The following is a 15,863-nucleotide window of genomic DNA, read 5'->3' as shown; positions in this document are numbered from 1 at the left end:
CGGGTCTTCCCGAAACACCCCTCCCTGGCCTCCAAGGCCGAACTGGGGCTGATCGCGAACGCCTAGGAATGCGCCCCCGCTGCTGTTCGAGCAGCGGGGGCGCGTTCCACCCCGAGCTTCATCGCAACGCGCGGTGAGTAGTTCCACGGCCAACATCAAACACAAGGGAGTGACGATGGCTTCGAAGAAAGTCTTGGCGATTGTGCTGGCCGGCGGTGAGGGTAAGCGACTCATGCCGCTTACCGGAGATCGCGCCAAACCAGCCGTCCCATTCGCAGGGAGTTACCGGCTGATCGACTTCGCCCTGTCCAATCTGACCAACTCGGGCTATTGGCAGATTGTGGTGCTGACCCAATACAAGTCCCACAGCCTGGACCGGCACATTTCAGAAACGTGGCGGATGTCCGCACAATTGGGCAACTATGTAGCGTCGGTTCCGGCTCAACAACGCGTCAGTAAAAGCTGGTTCCTAGGCAGCGCAAATGCGATCTACCAGTCGCTCAACCTCATCGAAGACGCCCGTCCTGACATCGTCGTGGTCGTGGGTGCTGACCACGTCTACCGGATGGATTTCGAGCACATGGTGCGCAGCCATATCAGTTCCGGCGCAAAGGCCACTGTGGCGGGCGTGCGTCAACCTCTGGCCATGGCCGACCAGTTCGGCGTGATCGAGGTGGACCAGGCCGCCAGTTCCGATACCGCGAGCGGCGGCCCGGCCAAGAGGATCGCAGCATTTGTGGAAAAGCCGGCTTCGACGCGTGGGCTTCCTGAAGACCCTTCCCAGTTCCTGGCATCGATGGGGAACTACGTTTTCGACGCCGATGCCTTGGTGGGGGCGCTTGAACACGACGCCACCCGGCAAGACACGAAACACGACATGGGCGGTGACATCATCCCCTATTTCGTTTCCCGTGGCGAAGCGTTCGCCTATGATTTTTCAAGCAATGATGTCCCAGGGGCCACGGATCGTGACCGCAACTACTGGCGCGACGTCGGTACTATCGACTCATACTTTGAAGCACACCTCGATTTGATTTCGCCGGATCCGGTGTTCAATCTCTACAACTCCGATTGGCCGATCTACACACGGCAAAGCGCTTCGCCTCCGGCCAAGATGGTTCGCGGGGAAGGCGGAACCGTCGGCACGGCCCAGGACTCAATTGTTTCCAACGGCGTCATCGTATCGGGCGGTCTCGTGGAAAATTCGGTGCTCTCCAACGATGCGTTCATTTCCAGTGGTGCCCGCGTTATCGACTCGGTGCTGTTGGACAACGTCACCATCGGCGAAGGGGCGGTGGTCAAGCGGGCCATCCTGGACAAGAACATCAGGGTTCCAGCCGGCGCAACCATCGGCCTGGACCCGGACCTGGACCGACGGCGCGGCTATAACGTCACGGATTCGGGCATCACGGTCCTGAGCAAAGGTCAACACGTACCTCTCCCGGATGAACACGACCGGGAACTCGCCCGTGCGGCACGCCTGGCTACCTGAAGTCGCGGGAGTTGGACTTCACTGTCAGGACCAGGGGTTCCAGCTTGTCCGCCACGAGATTGGTGACTCCTTCCGGCGATCGTTCGAGGAAACCCCGGACGACCAGCGCGGATGATTCCCGGGCGACGCGGCGATGCCTCTTCCAGAGGCCAACGCTGCAGATGACATTGAGGATGCCGCTCTCGTCCTCCAGATTCACGAAGGTGATCCCTTGCGCGGTCTGGGGGCGTTGGCGGTGGGTCACGACGCCGGCCACTTCAACACGCGTGCCGGACTCGACCTGGGAGAGCCGGTCCACCCGCAGCACCCCCCTCGAATCCAGGGCCTCGCGGGCATGGCGCATCGGATGGTCATCGGTGCTGATTCCTGTCGCCCACATGTCGTAGGCAACATTTTCCAGGGGGGAGAGCTCGGGCAGCAGCGGTGGCTGGACGGCGACGTGGGTCCCGGGCAATTGTCCTTCCCGCTCGAGCGCGGCATCTCCGGCTTGCCACAATGCTTCGCGGCGGTTCATTCCCAGCGAATCGAGTGCTCCCGCTGAAGCGAGTGCCTCCAGCTGATCCGCGCTGAGATTCGCGCGGCGGGACAGATCCGCCATGTCCCGGTAGGCGCCATGCTCCTCACGCTCGGTGACGATCCGCTTCGCCACTTCGGCGCCGATGGACGTGACGCCGTCGAGCCCCAACCGCACGGCGCGTGAGCCATCCCGCCGGTGCAGGTAGTCCTCGCGTGGTCGATCCTGCTGGAAGAGGCCGATCTCCGGCTGGTGGAAGTCCAAGCAGGAATCCATGCCGCCCACTTGGCCTGTTTCGGCACTTGCAGCCTCGTCGAGCACTTCGAGGGTCGCCTCGGCAAGGGAATGCAGTACATCCGGGCGCAACACCTGGACCCCGTGCCTGCGGGCATCCGCCACGAGGGTTTGCGGGGAGTAGAAGCCCATGGGTTGTGCCCGCAGCAGGGATGCGAGAAATGCGCCAGGGTAGTGCAGCTTCAGCCACGAGCTTGCGTAGACCAACACCGCGAAGCTCAAGGAGTGGGATTCCGCGAAACCGAAGTTCGCAAAGGCCTGGATCTTGGCGTAGATGGCGTCGGCGTCGTCCTTGCTGATCCCGTTGGCCGCCATCCCCGCATAGAGCTTGGCCTCGAGCGACTCGATCTTCTCCCGGCCCCGTTTGGAGCCCATCGCGCGGCGGAGCAGGTCCGCATCCTCGGCGGTGCAGCCGCCCACGGCAACTGCCATCTGCATCAGTTGCTCCTGGAACAAGGGCACACCCAAAGTCCGCTTAAGCACGGGCTCCAGCAATGGATGAAGGTACGTGATTTTTTCCGTGCCTGCACGGCGCCGGATGTAGGGGTGCACGGCGCCACCTTGGACCGGACCTGGGCGGATCAGCGCGATTTCGACCACCAGATCGTAGAATTTCCTCGGTTTCAGCCGCGGCAGCGTGCTGATCTGGGCCCGTGATTCCACTTGGAACACCCCGATCGAGTCGGCCCGGCAGAGCATGTCGTAGACGGCCGGTTCTTCCCGCGGGATGGTCTCGATGGTCCAACGCTCCCCGAAATGCTTGTCGATCAAATCAAAGGAGTACTGCAGGGCGGCGAGCATGCCCAGGCCAAGAAGGTCGAACTTGACCAGGCCCATCCACTCGCAATCGTCCTTGTCCCATTGCAGGACCGTGCGGTTTTCCATCCGGGCGCGTTCGATGGGTACCACCTCGCCGACAGGCCGTTCGGTGAGGACCATGCCGCCGGAGTGGATGCCCAGGTGCCGGGGGAAGCCCAGTATCTGGTCAGCAAGGTCCAGGACCGGGGCCGGGATGTTGTTGGTCTTGCCATCGCTGAGATCGCCCCAGTGATCGAGCCGCTTGGACCAGGCGTCCTGTTGGCCCTGGCTGTAGCCGAGTGCTTTGGCAATGTCCCTGACGGCGTTCTTCGGCCTGTAACTGATGACATTCGCTACTTGGGCCGCGTTGAACCGTCCGTACTTGCGGTAGACGTATTGGATGACTTCTTCCCGCCGGTCCGAGTCGAAATCGACGTCGATGTCCGGTTCTTCTTCGCGGAGGCTGGAGAGGAAACGCTCAAACGGAAGGTTGTAGAAGATGCTGTCGACGGCAGTGATCCCCAGCGCGTAGCAAACGGCAGAGTTCGCCGCGGACCCCCGGCCTTGGCAGAGGATGCCGCGGGAACGGGCAAACTGCACGATGTCGTGCACAATCAGGAAATAGCCGGGGAAGTTTTTCGCCTCGATCACTGCGAGTTCCTGCTCGATCCGGCGATGGACCCGTTCGTCGGCGTCCGGGTACTTGTCCCTCACCCCTTCTTCAACAAGTTGCCGCAGCCACGTGATGAGACTGTGCCCCGCAGGAACATCGAGCTTGGGAAGCTTCGGGCGGGCTGCCCGTAACTGGAATGCAAGCTCGTCTGCGATCTCGACAGTCCGTTCGACCGCGCCGGGGTAGCGGGCGAACCGCGCTACCATCTCGGAACCGCTCCGCAAATGGGCGCCGCTGCTTGCGGGCAGCCACCCGTCCAGCTCCTCCAGGCTGCGGCGTGCCCGGACCGCCGCCATGGCCGTTGCCAGCGGATATCCCTCCGGGGACGCATAATGTACGGCGTTGCTGGCGATGAAAGGTATGCCTGCGCGCTCGGCAATCCGGACGAGGGCATCGTTGTGGCTGCTGTCGAGGGGATTCCCGTGATCGAAGAGCTCCACCACCACGTTTTCCCGCCCGAATCTCTCGATCAAGGCCTCCACTTCCAACGCAGCGGCTTGCTCGCCGTCGCTCATGAGGGCCCTCCGGACTGAGCCTTTGCGGCATCCGGTCAGCACCAGGCAGTGGTCCCTCAGCGAATGCGCCAGTTCGTCGAGGTCGTAGATGGGGTGGCCCTTCTCGGCGTCGGCCGCGAGATGGGCGGCAGTCATGGCCCCTGCCAAACGGTGGTACCCCTCTTCCTGGCGGGCGAGGACGAGCAAATGGTCACCTTCGGGGTCGGCTTCGCCTTGCTGGGGTTTGCTGAGCCCGAGTGACAGCTCAGCGCCGAACACGGTCTTCAGCTCGTAGGCTTCGGCGGCCTCCGCCATTCGCACGATCCCGTAGAAGCCGTCATGATCGGTCAGTGCGAGGGCATGGAGGCCCAGCCGGACCGCCTCCTCAACCATCTTCTCGGGTGAGGAGGCGCCGTCCAGGAAGCTGTAGTGCGAATGCGCGTGCAGTTCGGCATAAGGCACGACGGCGGCACCCGCCCTCGACGCGACCCTTGCGGGATCGAGGGGGACCGGGCGGTAAGGCCCGCGTTTCCTTGACCAAGCGGGGCTGTCGCCGCCGTCCCCTTTGGACTTGCCGATCTCCGGCACGCGCCGGTCCGACAGCGTGCGTTCGAACTCCGACCACGGGATCGACGGGTTGTTCCAAGCCATCTTTGTCTTCCTGACTAAAGTTCAGTGTCTGGTGTTCAGTCGTAGCGGGCCTCTGCCCACCAGTTCTGCTCGTCCAGGAGAAGGAGCCAAGCCTCTCCGTTTCCGTCCACAAGCTGGAACCGGTCCGATTCAAGGCGATGATCGGCGTCCCACCACCTCTGCCGCAACGGCCAGGGGCCGGCCCACTGAGCTACCAGTCGCCGTCGTGCAGGGTCTCCGCCGGGACAGAACCACATGGGCGGGGCAAGCAATCCGCCGCGATGGTCTGTACGGACTTTTTCCTTGTTCGCATCAAGCAGCAGGACGGGGATGAGGGAAGCGAACACCGTGGCGGGCTGCGGGTCTGGAATCCTGCCCGGCCACGGCCTGGAGGCCAGGGCGGCCGTTCCCGCGGGCAAGGCATCTCCCCAAGGAACCAGGCGGCGCCGCTCGGCCAGCAAGCGACCTCCGGAAACCGCGGGCACTACCACGGCTTCATGCCCCAGCATGCTTTGGATCCGGCTGAGTCCATGATGAATCTGTTCCTCGGCTCCGTCTCCAAAGAGCGCCCGACCATGATGGGCAATGGAATCCACACGGACGGGGACGAACTCGACCCGCGTGACCGGTGACGACAGTCCGCCGCGTGCCATGCCGCCGTCGTGCGTTCCGCTGGCTTGGGCAGTTTTATCGTTGGATACAGGGGGCTGCGACTGAAGCTGCCAACGCACCCTGTCCACGACGTCGCTGGCTGTGAAATGGCGGGGGTGGCCCCACGTCCGCTCGGAGCGGCTCTCTCCTTCGTCAGTGATCAGAACCCTCAGCTCCGTGCAGACCAGGCCTTCCGTCTGCACCCCGGCCACGAAGGCGTCTGCCGTGGCGCGGAGTTGGAAGGCGAGTTGGTCAACCCGGTCCAGGCCGGGTTCGAACTCGACGCGTTGATCCAGTTTCCGCGGAGGAGTCCGGGGAATCACCTTGCGGGGATCCTGTCCGCTTGCCAGGGCATGCGCAGTGATTCCGGCAGCCCCGAAACGGGCCCTGACATCTGCGGCGTGAAGATTCGCGAAATTCCCCAAAGTGAGGATGCCAAGGCGTTTGAGCAAGGAAGCCAGCTTCGGCTGCCCCAGTACTTCCACCGGAAATGGAGCCAGGAAATCCCGGGAAGAACCCGGCGGGAGCACCCGGACGGCAGATAGTTCGCTGGTGCTCCGGGCTGCTTGCTCGGCGGCGAACACGGAATCGGCGATCCCCACCCGGGCCTCCACGCCGAGGCGGTCGGCCGATTCAAGCACAGCACCTGCTGCCGCTTCTTCTCCGCCGTAATATCGTGCGGCACCCTTGGCCCGGATAGCGCAGAGACCGGGTCGAAGCACTTCCACTCCAGGGGTCCGTTCCTCGAGTGACGAGACCACAGGTTCGAATTCCCTCGCATCCCGCACCGGATCAACGGCACACACCACCAGCTCAGGGCAGCGGGTCTGCGCTTCCCGCAGCCGCAAGCCCCGGACCACTCCCTCTGCCCGGGCTTCCGCGGAGCAAGCAGCAATGACCCCTTGGCCGATGACTGCCACAGGTACATCAGGCGGCAGGGCATCTGCCAGGCGGGCGGCGACGAGGGGCCAATCCGGGAACCAAGTCACCAACGCCCGTACCGGGGTTTCAAGCTGAAACAGCATCATGCTCCCATCCGATGGCGGGACAGATCCACCGTGCCGCTGTCCGCAAGATCCACGGAGGCCCTGCGGGAACTGCCCCGCAGCGCAACCTCGAGCTCGAGTTCCTGCTTGGCGAGATGTCCGTGGCCCTGTCCGAGCCCCGCCCACTCGTATCCATTCACGTGCAAGACGGCTTCACTCTGCGGCCATGGTCCCAAGACAAGGAGGACGGCACTCCGCTCCCGGAGCCTGGCTCCCAAGCGGGCAGCCTCGGCGGGTGCGACTTTTTCCGGAGCCCGCGCAAGGACCACCGAGAGCACGTCCGCCAGGGCGGCGATCACCGGCATCCAACTGGCCCCGGGGTCAGGCACCAGCACCAGCCGGTCGAGCGCAATGCCGAAACCTGCTGCCGCCTCGATCCCGAAGTCAGGCAGCCCAGCTACTCCGCACCATGAGCCGTTGCGTGACGGCCCGGCCAACAAGGCCATGGCCAGCGACATGGATCCCTGTACGGAGTACGCCGCTCCCGGTCGCAGTCCGCCCGGGAGAAGCCTGCTGAGCGAGGGGAGTACGGGAAGCGAACGTTCGCTTCCGCGCTTGCCCTGCATGAGATGGATCTGCGCCTGCAAGTCATCGCGCAGCGAAGCCGGCGAAGCGGAAGACAGGCGGGATGACATGTTTCAATTTTCGAACATATATTCGAATGAGTCAATCGGGGGCCGGATCCCCCTGCGAGCGCGACCACGTGACGCTCGACAGTGAAACGGCCAGAATCGAGGCGAGGATCAATGCCGACGCCGGGGCGGCAACGGCCCACGGTGCCCGCTCCACGTAGTTGATTCCTTCGGCAAGGACGAGGCCCCACTCGGGCGACGGCTGATGGGGGCCGAGGCCCAGGAACCCCAGGGCAGCCAAGGCGAGCGCGATTCCCGGAATCCGGAGCATCGAATGCCTGAACACCGGACCAAGGATGGTCGGGAGGATGTAGCGCCAGAGGATGCGGACCCTTCCCACGCCCAGGACCGGAAGGATCTTCACGTGGGGCTGGGCCCTGGCCTCCTGCGCCAGGGCGGCAGTGTGGGCGGCGAGGGGTGCCCAACTGACCAGGGTGACGGCTATCGCCGCACCTTCAGCCGATGGGCCGGTCATCACGGCAACGATCAGCCCGGCCAGGATAGGCGGAGCGGCGTTGGCTACTTCAAGGGGACCGGTGGCCGCGAGCGGGAAGAGCCCGACGACGATCCCGATCACAAGGCAAGCCAGGACCACGAGCAATGCAGTTCCCAACGTGGACACGGCGCCATGCCCCACCCGGGCAAGGAGGTCCCGTCCGCTTGCATCGGCCCCGAAGGGCAGCTCCAAACCCGGGCCGGCAAGCCGTGCATGGCTTGAGGTGAACGGATCGCGAAGCAAGCCCGCGACGACGATGAGCAGCAACGCTCCCGCAGCGACGAGCGGAACCGCGGCATCCCGCCGTCGTGGTCTTCCCGGGGAGTCCGGAACCGGAACTGTCCCCGAGCGCAGCGCTGCTCCCATGAGAAGGTTCCGGGCCGCGGCGCTGAGGGAACCTGCCCCGATCGCCAGCATGAGGAGGGCCAGTACTCCTGCCTGCAGCGCGGGTATGTCCTGGGCGCTCGCCGCCCCCAGGACCGCACGGCCCAAACCGGGAATCGCGAAGACCTTCTCCACGGCAACTGCCCCACCGGTGAGGCCAATGAGGACAAGCCCGATCTGGCTCATCACCGATGGCAGGGCCCGACGGAGCACAGCCGCGGTGAGCCTGGCGCGGCTTGCTCCGGCCATGGCCCACGTGGCCACCCATTTTTCGGCGAACGCCACGCCGATGGCGTCGGACAGGAGCCGCCCGATGAGCCCGCCGGCGGGCAGGCCGAGGGCGAGAGCCGGCAACACCGCGTGGTCCAGGACCTGCCAGCCGTACGGCGGGAACCAGCCCAGCCACACCGCGCCGACGACAAGGAGCATCGCCGCCAGCAGGAACTCGGGGAGCGCCGTCATGGCCGCCGCCACGACGCCGGAGCCCCGCCTGGGGTTCCCGGCCAGCCCCCGCATCACGGAAGGAACGCACAGTGCGGTGGCCACCACCGTTGCAACGGCCACCGCGCAGGCCATCAGGGTGACGGAGACGCCGAGGGTTTCCACAGTGCCGGCGCCAACAGGCGTGTTGGTGATCCAGGAATTTCCCATGTCCCCGCGCACAAGGCCTCCGGCCCAGTCGAAGAAGATGTGTACTGGTCCTCGATCGAGTCCAAGCTCCGCGCGGATCGTGCCCAGCGTTTCGTCAGTCGCTTCCCGGTCGGCATACCGGGCCCGCAGGATGGTGTATTCCGGGCTGTGTCCCGAAAGCCACGGCAGGAGCCCGATCAGCACGACTATGGCAAAGAGCGCCACAGCTCTGGAAACAGCAGCTTTGATGAACGCGGGGCACCGCATCAGCCGGAGATTCCTGTTTTGCTGGTGATCAGGGCGCGCTCGCGGGGATCGCGTTCCACGTTGCGGATCCTGGCCGATTCGCCTTGAATGATGCGTTCATGCAGCAGCGGCACGGCCGCGTCCTTCGAGAGGATCAGTGCCTCGGCGGCGGCAATTGCCGCCCGGCGCTCCGGGCCTGCCGGGATGGCTGCGGCCTTGCTCAGTGCCGCGTCCACCTCCGGATCGCAGAACTGGGAGATGTTGAAGGAGCCTTTGCAGGAGAAGTCGCTGAACATGTAGGCGACGGGATCGCCGGAGTCGAGGACAGTGGCCCGGGACAGGATGAAGGCATCGAATTTGCCCGCCAAGGCGTCTGCCTCGATGTGCTGGTACTCGCGGACTTCCTGCTCCACGATGAAGCCGGCGGCTTCGAGCTGCTGCTCAAGCTGCACGGCGACCTCGGGCAGCTCGGCCCGGTCCGTGAACGTGCCAAGTTTGATGCGGCGGCCATTGGCGGGTGCCGCGTCCGCCCGCTTTTTCAGGGCTTCGATGTATGAGGTGTTCTGCCGCTCCTTGGCGGCCCAGGGGAGAGCCGGGCCCAGGAGGCCTTCGGCGATGTCCGCCCGTCCTTCGTAGACCCGGTCAACAATGGAGGTCCGCTCGACCGACGTCCGTGCCGCTGCCCGGACCGACGGATCCGCGAAAGGACCCGCCTTGGTGTTCAGGTAGAGGGTGTTGGTGCGGGGCATGGGGACTTCATGAATCAAGTCTGCCTTGATCTGGGCGACCTGGCCTACGGGAATGGCCTCCACGACGTCGGCCGTTCCGGTCCTGAGGGCGGCAGCGCGTGCCGTGCCGTCGGGAACGTATTGGACGTCGACGCCGCTGCTCGCCGCCTTTTCGCCCCAGTAGTCGGCGAAGCGGTTGAGTGTTGCCGAGCTGGTGCCGTCCGCGGACGCCAGGACGTAGGGCCCCGTTCCGGCGTTGATGGGGCTCACGACGCCACCGGGCTTGTAGGCGGACGCGGCGAGGATGGAAAGCTGGGGACTGGAAAGCCGCTGCGGAACCAGCGGGTCGTCCGTCTGGGTGGTCACGACGACGGCGTTCCCGCCGTCGGTGCGGACGCTGAGCTGCACGCCGTCGAGGATCCGCGGCTTGGGCTTGGCATTGGCTGCTGCCGTTAACGACGCCGCCACTTGCTCCGCCGTCAGGAGCGTTCCGTCATGGAATTTCACGCCTGCACGGAGTTCGAAGCGCCAGTTCCTGCCGTCCAGTTGCGTCCAGGCCGTTGAAAGCGATGGCTGGGCATCGCCGAGGGCATCCAGGACAACCAAAGTCTCGGCGGTCTTCCAGCGTGAGAGTTTGAAGGCGTCGTCGCTCAAGGGAGTAAGTCCTGAACGCGGGGGCTGCAGCATGGCCACCTTGATCCGGGAGTCGGTGCTGCTGGCTGATGGCGCGGTGCCTTGGGCGAAGCAAGCGCTGAGGGCGGCGGCCATTGCGGAGGAGAGGAGTATCGCGGCAACTGCTTTTGGGCGTGGAATAGCCATGGATTGGTGCCTGTCTTTCGTGGGTGTGAGTGGATCAAACGGTGTGGAGTTGTTGCGGACGCGGTGCCGGGACGGATGCCGGAAGGAAGCGATGTATGAGTGCCGCGGAGCTCGCCGCGAGAATTGCCGACACCAGCCACGGAGAGACCGCGGCCAGGGATGGTGTGGTGGCCTGTTCATAGAGCGGAGCAAGGAGCATATTGCCGAGGAGAACCATGGTTCCGCCGCAACTCGCGAGCAAGCCGTAATAGGCGCCGGTGGAGCGTCCTGCGGCAAATTCGAGGACCAGATCCATGGCAACTGGTGCCACGCACATGTGCCCGACGGCGAGCGCAGTGACCAGCAGGAACGCCGGTAGCGCAGGGAATGCGTCGGGCGAGGGGAAGGCGGCCATGGCTGCGATAGCGACGAACCCCAGGGCCTGAACGGCGAATCCCGCGGCGAGCGCGACGCCCGGTCCCTTCCGTTTCATGAGCCTGGCGATGGGCCATTGCAGGGTGATGATCAAAATGGATGCGTAGGCGAAAATCGCCGAGAGCGCACCCAAACCCGCGTCGCTCCGTTCCAGCTCGATGGGCAACCCGAAGTAGAGCTGGTTGTAGGCAAAGAGGTTGACGCTATAGAAAGCCGCGAATGAGACGAAGCCCTTCTCCCTGAGGCAGGACCAAGCGTCCGACGGCGGCGCGGCGGCCGAGTTCCCGGCGGACGTTGCGACGGCGCTCGCCGTCGTCGCTGGTAGGAAAGTGCCGAAGACCACTGCCATCACGGCGAAGACCCCCGCCCCGACGAGCAGGGCCGCGTCGAAGCCGGTCTGAAGCAGGACGGAGCCGAGCAGGGGACCGGCCACGGCGCCGATTTCCCCGAAAATGACCAGCAGCGCGAAAAGAGTGGTTTTGTGGGGCTGAAGGGTGGCACGTCGTTCTTCGGCCCCACCCACAAGGCTTTCCAAAGCGGGTGAAAAGAGGGCGCCACCCGCCCCTGTGATGATGGCTCCCAGGAGGAAAAGGGGGAAGTCCGAAGCCCACAGCAACAAAAGGTACCCGGAGATCCGGGCGAGGCATCCGGCAATCATGACGGGCCGGGCTCCCCAACGATCCGCGGCGGCTCCGCCCACGAGGAACAATCCTTGCTGGGCGAAGGTACGTGCGCCGAGGACAATTCCCACGGCCATTGCGCCCATGCCAAAGTCCTCGCGCATCAAAACCGCCAGGAAGGGGACAACCGAGTAGAAGCCAAGGTTGAAGATGAGCTGGCTGGCCAGCAGTAGCCGGGGCGTGGGCTCCGCGCGTGAGTTCATGGCTTGTCCTGTCGTACGTCCCTGCCCAGTCCGGGGATGGAGGTGACAAGCTCCCTGGCCTCCCGGGTCTGTGGGTTCGCGTACACGGCAGAGGTGGGTCCTTGTTCCACGATGCTTCCCCCGGAGAGGACCAGGGTTTGGGAGCACAACCGGGCGACGGCGGCCAGGTCATGCGAGACAAACAGGAGCCCAAGCCCGTCCCGATGGACCAGCTGTTCCAAGAGGGCCAAGACCGAGTTCCTGAGGGGAAGGTCGAGTCCGCTCACCGGCTCGTCAGCCAGGAGGATGGTTGGCGCGGGGACCAGGGCCCGTGCAATGGCCACGCGTTGTTTTTGCCCGCCGGAGAGTTCCGAGGGCCGACGCGCAAGCAAGCCGCGATCGAGATCGACCCGTTGCAAGGCATCCAGGATCATCCTGCGGTGATCTCCATTGATGCGCAGTTGCCTCAGGGGTTCAAGGAGCAGCCGCTCCACGTTCATGCCCGGATCAAGGCTCGCCGCCGGATTCTGCGGGATGTATTGCACCGCGCGGCGGTACCACCTCAAGGACGACGCCGGGCCGGGCACAACCGGGGTGTCGTTGAACGTGACGGTTCCGGCGTCCGGCTTCTCCAAAGCAAGCAGGATCCGCAGGAGTGTCGATTTTCCGGCGCCCGAGCCACCCACCAGGCCAACGCTGTCTCCCGTGGCAATCCTGAGGGAAACGTCCTGCAATGCCGGCCGGGCCGGCCGTTGCTTCAGGAGCCTGCGGCCCGGGTAGCTGAGTCCGAGATTGCCAGCGCTCAGGACTGCCTTCATGCTGTGGCTCTCCGGCGGAGGGAATCGAATCCGAGATGGGCGGCTTCCACCAGTTGCTTCGTGTACTGGTGCCGGGGCCGCTCCACCACCGATTCCATGGATCCCTCTTCGACGATCCGGCCGGAACTCAAGACGAGGGCCTGGTGGCAAAACGCCGCAGCCACAGCAAGGTCATGCGTAATGAACAACATCGCGCCGGCGGCTGCGGAACGCGCGGATTCCGAATACACGGATTCCGAGCAAGCTGATTCCGAATACAGGGACAAGGCCTCAAGGACCTTGGCCTGGCTGACCATGTCCAATGCGGTAGTGGGTTCATCCGCTACCAGGACGGAGCTGCGGCAGGCAAGGGCGAGCGCGATGCAGACCCGCTGCAGCTGACCTCCCGACAGTTCGCCGCTGAAGCTTTCCATGGTCCGTTCGGCTTCCCCTATTCCCATCGACGCGAGCAGCTCAAGTGCCCTTTTCCGCGCCGCGGAGCCTGAAAGGCCGGCATGCCGCAGCGGGATCTCCAGCTGTTTGCCCAGGCGCACCAAGGGATTGAGCGCTGACATCGGGTCCTGATGGATAGCGGTGAGTCCCGAGCGGCGGGTTCGCCGGTCGGACAAGGTCACGTCTACTCCGTTGATCTGCAACTGCCCGGAGGCGCTCATCGAAGCCGGGAGCTGTCCCAGGAGGGCAGCCGCCGTCAGGGACTTGCCCGAACCCGAAGCTCCCAAAAGGGCCAGTCTTTGACCCCGGTCGACAGTGAAGCTGACTCCGTCAATCAGGGCGCGTCCATGGAGGGACACCCTCAAGTCTTGAACCAGGAGGGCAGGGTGCATGGTGAACTTTCGGCTAGGGACGATATGGTTACTGATGCTATCAATAATCATTCTCATTAATCCAAATGTTTCCGGGGAGCCGCCTGATGATCGCGCCTGGAAACCATGGAGACTACCTTGGGGAACAAGCAGCCAGCGACGGCGATCTCCGGACCATGCGCGCGACCCTTCCTTTTCTGCTCCGTCACCTCGACGACGATTAAGGCCAGGTCACGTTATTGCGGCGTGGAGAAGTGCGGCGTTTTCGGCTAGCCACGCTTGGCGGCGAAGAATCTTGTCCCCGATGCCCTCGTCCCACATCCGTTTCCACCCGCCGCCCTGGGTAAGCGCCCTGTGCCGTATCACATGCCAGGAGCGCACGGCGGCGTTCCGGGTTACGCCAACAATCTTGGCCCGATCGGCCGGGCCCAAGCCGTAGGCGTCCATCAGCATGGCAGCCCGGGAGGCGGCGTCGACTCCGCGCATGACGGGATCGCGGTCGGTGACGGGCATCCACGCGCCCCACCAGAGGAGCAAGTTCGCGACCTCTTCGGCCCGGGTCGCGGGGCGCAGCAGATCGAAGTCAATCAGGGCGACGGCGGTGCCGTCCCGGAAGACGACATTCTCCGGGGTGATGTCCATGTGGGCGAGGAATGTCGCCGGTCCCGCGATTGAGCCGGGGCACCCAAGAGGATCAGCGGCGTCGTCCCCGTGTGCCCAGCCGGGTACGCCCAGCGGCTGCACTGCGTCATCGTAGGCCCGCACCAGGCGCGCGACGCTGATGGCACTCGATTCGTCGGCTACCCAGCTTGGCCAGGGACGGCCGGCGGTGTCCCCGGGAACGAAACTCAGGGTGTCCCTGCCGCTGTCGTCGATGCCCAGGAATCGGGGCGCGCCCTGGAAGCCGGCCGATTGGAGGAAATCCAGGAGGCGGCGGACCCGCGGAGAAGTGTCGCCCACAGGGCGCCGCACTGTATCGCCCACCCGGACGAGCCCCTCCGTCACGTCCCCGCCAAGTAGCGGAACGGCAGGTTCCTGCTGCCCGGGCTCGACGTACGGACGGCTATCGCTAGTCATCGTCCGATGCTGCCATGGCGGGGTCGACTGCGCCAGCCGGTGTGGTCAGGGCAAGGGCACCGGCCCGACGCGGTAGTGTCATCAGCGATGGAAGATCTGGGCGGCACCGTACTGACAGCGGCTGGAGCCTTCGCGGCGACAAATCTTGATGACCTCCTGGTCTTGTCCGTTCTCTTCCTGTCAGCCAGGACGCGCCCGGTGCCCAAACTCTGGAGAATCTGGGTAGGTCAATACCTCGGCATTGGAATACTGACCGGTGTGGCGGCCGCGGCCGCGTTGGCGCTCACTCCCGTCCCGGTTGAGTGGGTTGGTTTCCTGGGTCTGGTGCCGCTTGTCTTGGGCTGCTACGCCTTGATTAAGGTTTCCCGCCCGTCCGGAGATCCACCGAAGCCCCGTTCGCTGACCGTGCCCGTGGTTGTCGCGGTGACAGTTGCCAACGGTGGAGACAACATCTCGGTATACATTCCGCTGTTCCATTCGCTGGGACCGACTGCTTCGGTGGTGACGGGGCTGACTTTCGCGGTGCTGGTGGCGGTGTGGTGTGCCGCCGGTTACTGGCTGACAGCCCACCCGAAGGTGGGCGCGTTCTGCCGGCGGGCCGGAAACTGGGCTATTCCCGTGGTGTATGTGGCGCTTGGGCTCACCATCATTGTCCGCTCCGGAATCATTGCGCTGCTGTTCCAGCGCTGATCTTCGTAGCATGCAGGGTTCTCCCATCCGGAACTGATATGACTGCGGGTGGGTTTCATCCGGAAGCGCGCAGGAGGATTGGCAGGATATGTTCCGAGGTTCGTTTGTTGTAGGCGCTCTGGTTCTGCTTTTCGGGGCAGCGGCCGTGTTGGGGTTCGGAGCCATCTTCCGGGCCAAGAGTGTCGCGGCCCGGATTGACGCCGCAGCCGCCGGGATATTGGCCGCCGCAATGGCGGCGGTAGGGCTCGGGTGGGCTCCGCTCGGTGTGGTCCCGCTGGGAGCGGCGACTGGCGTTGTCTTCCTCTTGTCCGTCGTGAGGATCGTGTACCAAGGGCCACGGGCAGCGGGAGCCGCCGGAGCCGGGCGGTGGTCGGCGATCTATGGCGCAGCGGTGGCAGCCCTCTCGGGCTGGGTGCTGCTCTCCGCGTCGAGTGGAGCCGGATCGGTGTCGGATCATCCAGGACACCAACTGGGCATCATTCTCGCCGACATCATGGGCGCGATCCTCATGCTTTTCGCCGCCACGGGTTGGCTGTTGGGCACGTTCGCGATGCCGGCCGAGAGTAAATCGCACGCCGTACCCCGATTGAAGGGTGTCCGCGAGGCGTTGGTGGCAGCTGGACTTGCCGTAGCGTTGTACGCGATCTCCTAAGCCCGGTGCCGCCCGGAACC

The 15,863-nt window shown here is 64.7% G+C and carries 11 protein-coding genes and 1 pseudogene; 3 read left to right on the top strand and 9 right to left on the bottom strand.

What is annotated here, in order from left to right; translation table 11 throughout:
* Positions 1-169 precede the first annotated feature (169 nt).
* A pseudogene (gene glgC / locus QRN51_RS01235) lies at positions 170-1,489 on the top strand (glucose-1-phosphate adenylyltransferase); the annotation flags it as partial.
* On the opposite strand, the gene QRN51_RS01230 reads toward glgC, so the two are convergent.
* From QRN51_RS01230 to QRN51_RS01190, 9 genes are all read right to left on the bottom strand, one after another.
* Positions 1,485-4,916 carry an error-prone DNA polymerase gene (locus QRN51_RS01230; RefSeq protein WP_284988310.1) on the bottom strand — a complete coding sequence of 1,144 codons (3,432 nt, stop codon included), beginning with the start codon at positions 4,914-4,916 and terminating at the stop codon, positions 1,485-1,487. The pseudogene glgC and the gene QRN51_RS01230 overlap by 5 nt on opposite strands.
* Positions 4,917-4,951: 35 nt before the next feature.
* A complete protein-coding gene (locus QRN51_RS01225) occupies positions 4,952-6,574 on the bottom strand; it encodes a DNA polymerase Y family protein (protein WP_284988309.1) in 1,623 nt (540 codons plus the stop codon).
* Positions 6,571-7,227: a DnaE2-dependent mutagenesis accessory factor ImuA' gene (imuA', locus tag QRN51_RS01220; protein WP_216363235.1), complete on the bottom strand. Its 657-nt coding sequence runs from the start codon at positions 7,225-7,227 to the stop codon at positions 6,571-6,573. The genes QRN51_RS01225 and imuA' overlap by 4 nt, the downstream gene beginning before the upstream one ends.
* Before the next feature lie 31 nt (positions 7,228-7,258).
* A complete protein-coding gene (locus tag QRN51_RS01215) occupies positions 7,259-9,001 on the bottom strand; it encodes an ABC transporter permease subunit (protein WP_284988308.1) in 1,743 nt (580 codons plus the stop codon).
* Complete coding sequence (locus QRN51_RS01210; protein ID WP_284988307.1) at positions 9,001-10,527, bottom strand: ABC transporter substrate-binding protein; 1,527 nt, start codon at positions 10,525-10,527, stop codon at positions 9,001-9,003. Before QRN51_RS01210 ends, QRN51_RS01215 begins: the two co-directional genes overlap by 1 nt.
* A gap of 34 nt (positions 10,528-10,561) precedes the next feature.
* Entirely contained in the window at positions 10,562-11,824 is a 1,263-nt protein-coding gene (locus tag QRN51_RS01205) for an MFS transporter (RefSeq protein WP_284988306.1), read from the bottom strand.
* Positions 11,821-12,621, bottom strand: a complete 801-nt coding sequence (locus QRN51_RS01200) for an ABC transporter ATP-binding protein (RefSeq protein ID WP_284988305.1) — start codon at positions 12,619-12,621, stop codon at positions 11,821-11,823. The genes QRN51_RS01205 and QRN51_RS01200 overlap by 4 nt, the downstream gene beginning before the upstream one ends.
* Positions 12,618-13,496 (bottom strand): ATP-binding cassette domain-containing protein, encoded by an 879-nt coding sequence (locus QRN51_RS01195; RefSeq protein ID WP_284988304.1) that lies wholly within the window; start codon positions 13,494-13,496, stop codon positions 12,618-12,620. The genes QRN51_RS01200 and QRN51_RS01195 overlap by 4 nt, the downstream gene beginning before the upstream one ends.
* Before the next feature lie 159 nt (positions 13,497-13,655).
* Positions 13,656-14,501, bottom strand: a complete 846-nt coding sequence (locus QRN51_RS01190) for a phosphotransferase (protein ID WP_284988303.1) — start codon at positions 14,499-14,501, stop codon at positions 13,656-13,658.
* A gap of 87 nt (positions 14,502-14,588) precedes the next feature.
* Between QRN51_RS01190 and QRN51_RS01185 the strand changes: the two genes are divergently transcribed.
* Positions 14,589-15,191: a cadmium resistance transporter gene (locus tag QRN51_RS01185; RefSeq protein WP_284988302.1), complete on the top strand. Its 603-nt coding sequence runs from the start codon at positions 14,589-14,591 to the stop codon at positions 15,189-15,191.
* Between the two features lie 88 nt (positions 15,192-15,279).
* Positions 15,280-15,843 (top strand): hypothetical protein, encoded by a 564-nt coding sequence (locus QRN51_RS01180; RefSeq protein ID WP_059389348.1) that lies wholly within the window; start codon positions 15,280-15,282, stop codon positions 15,841-15,843.
* Positions 15,844-15,863: the final 20 nt, after the last annotated feature.

Source organism: Arthrobacter sp. efr-133-TYG-120, from assembly GCF_030209785.1.
Taxonomy (GTDB): domain Bacteria; phylum Actinomycetota; class Actinomycetes; order Actinomycetales; family Micrococcaceae; genus Arthrobacter.
This window is presented reverse-complemented; position numbering and strand designations above follow the sequence as displayed.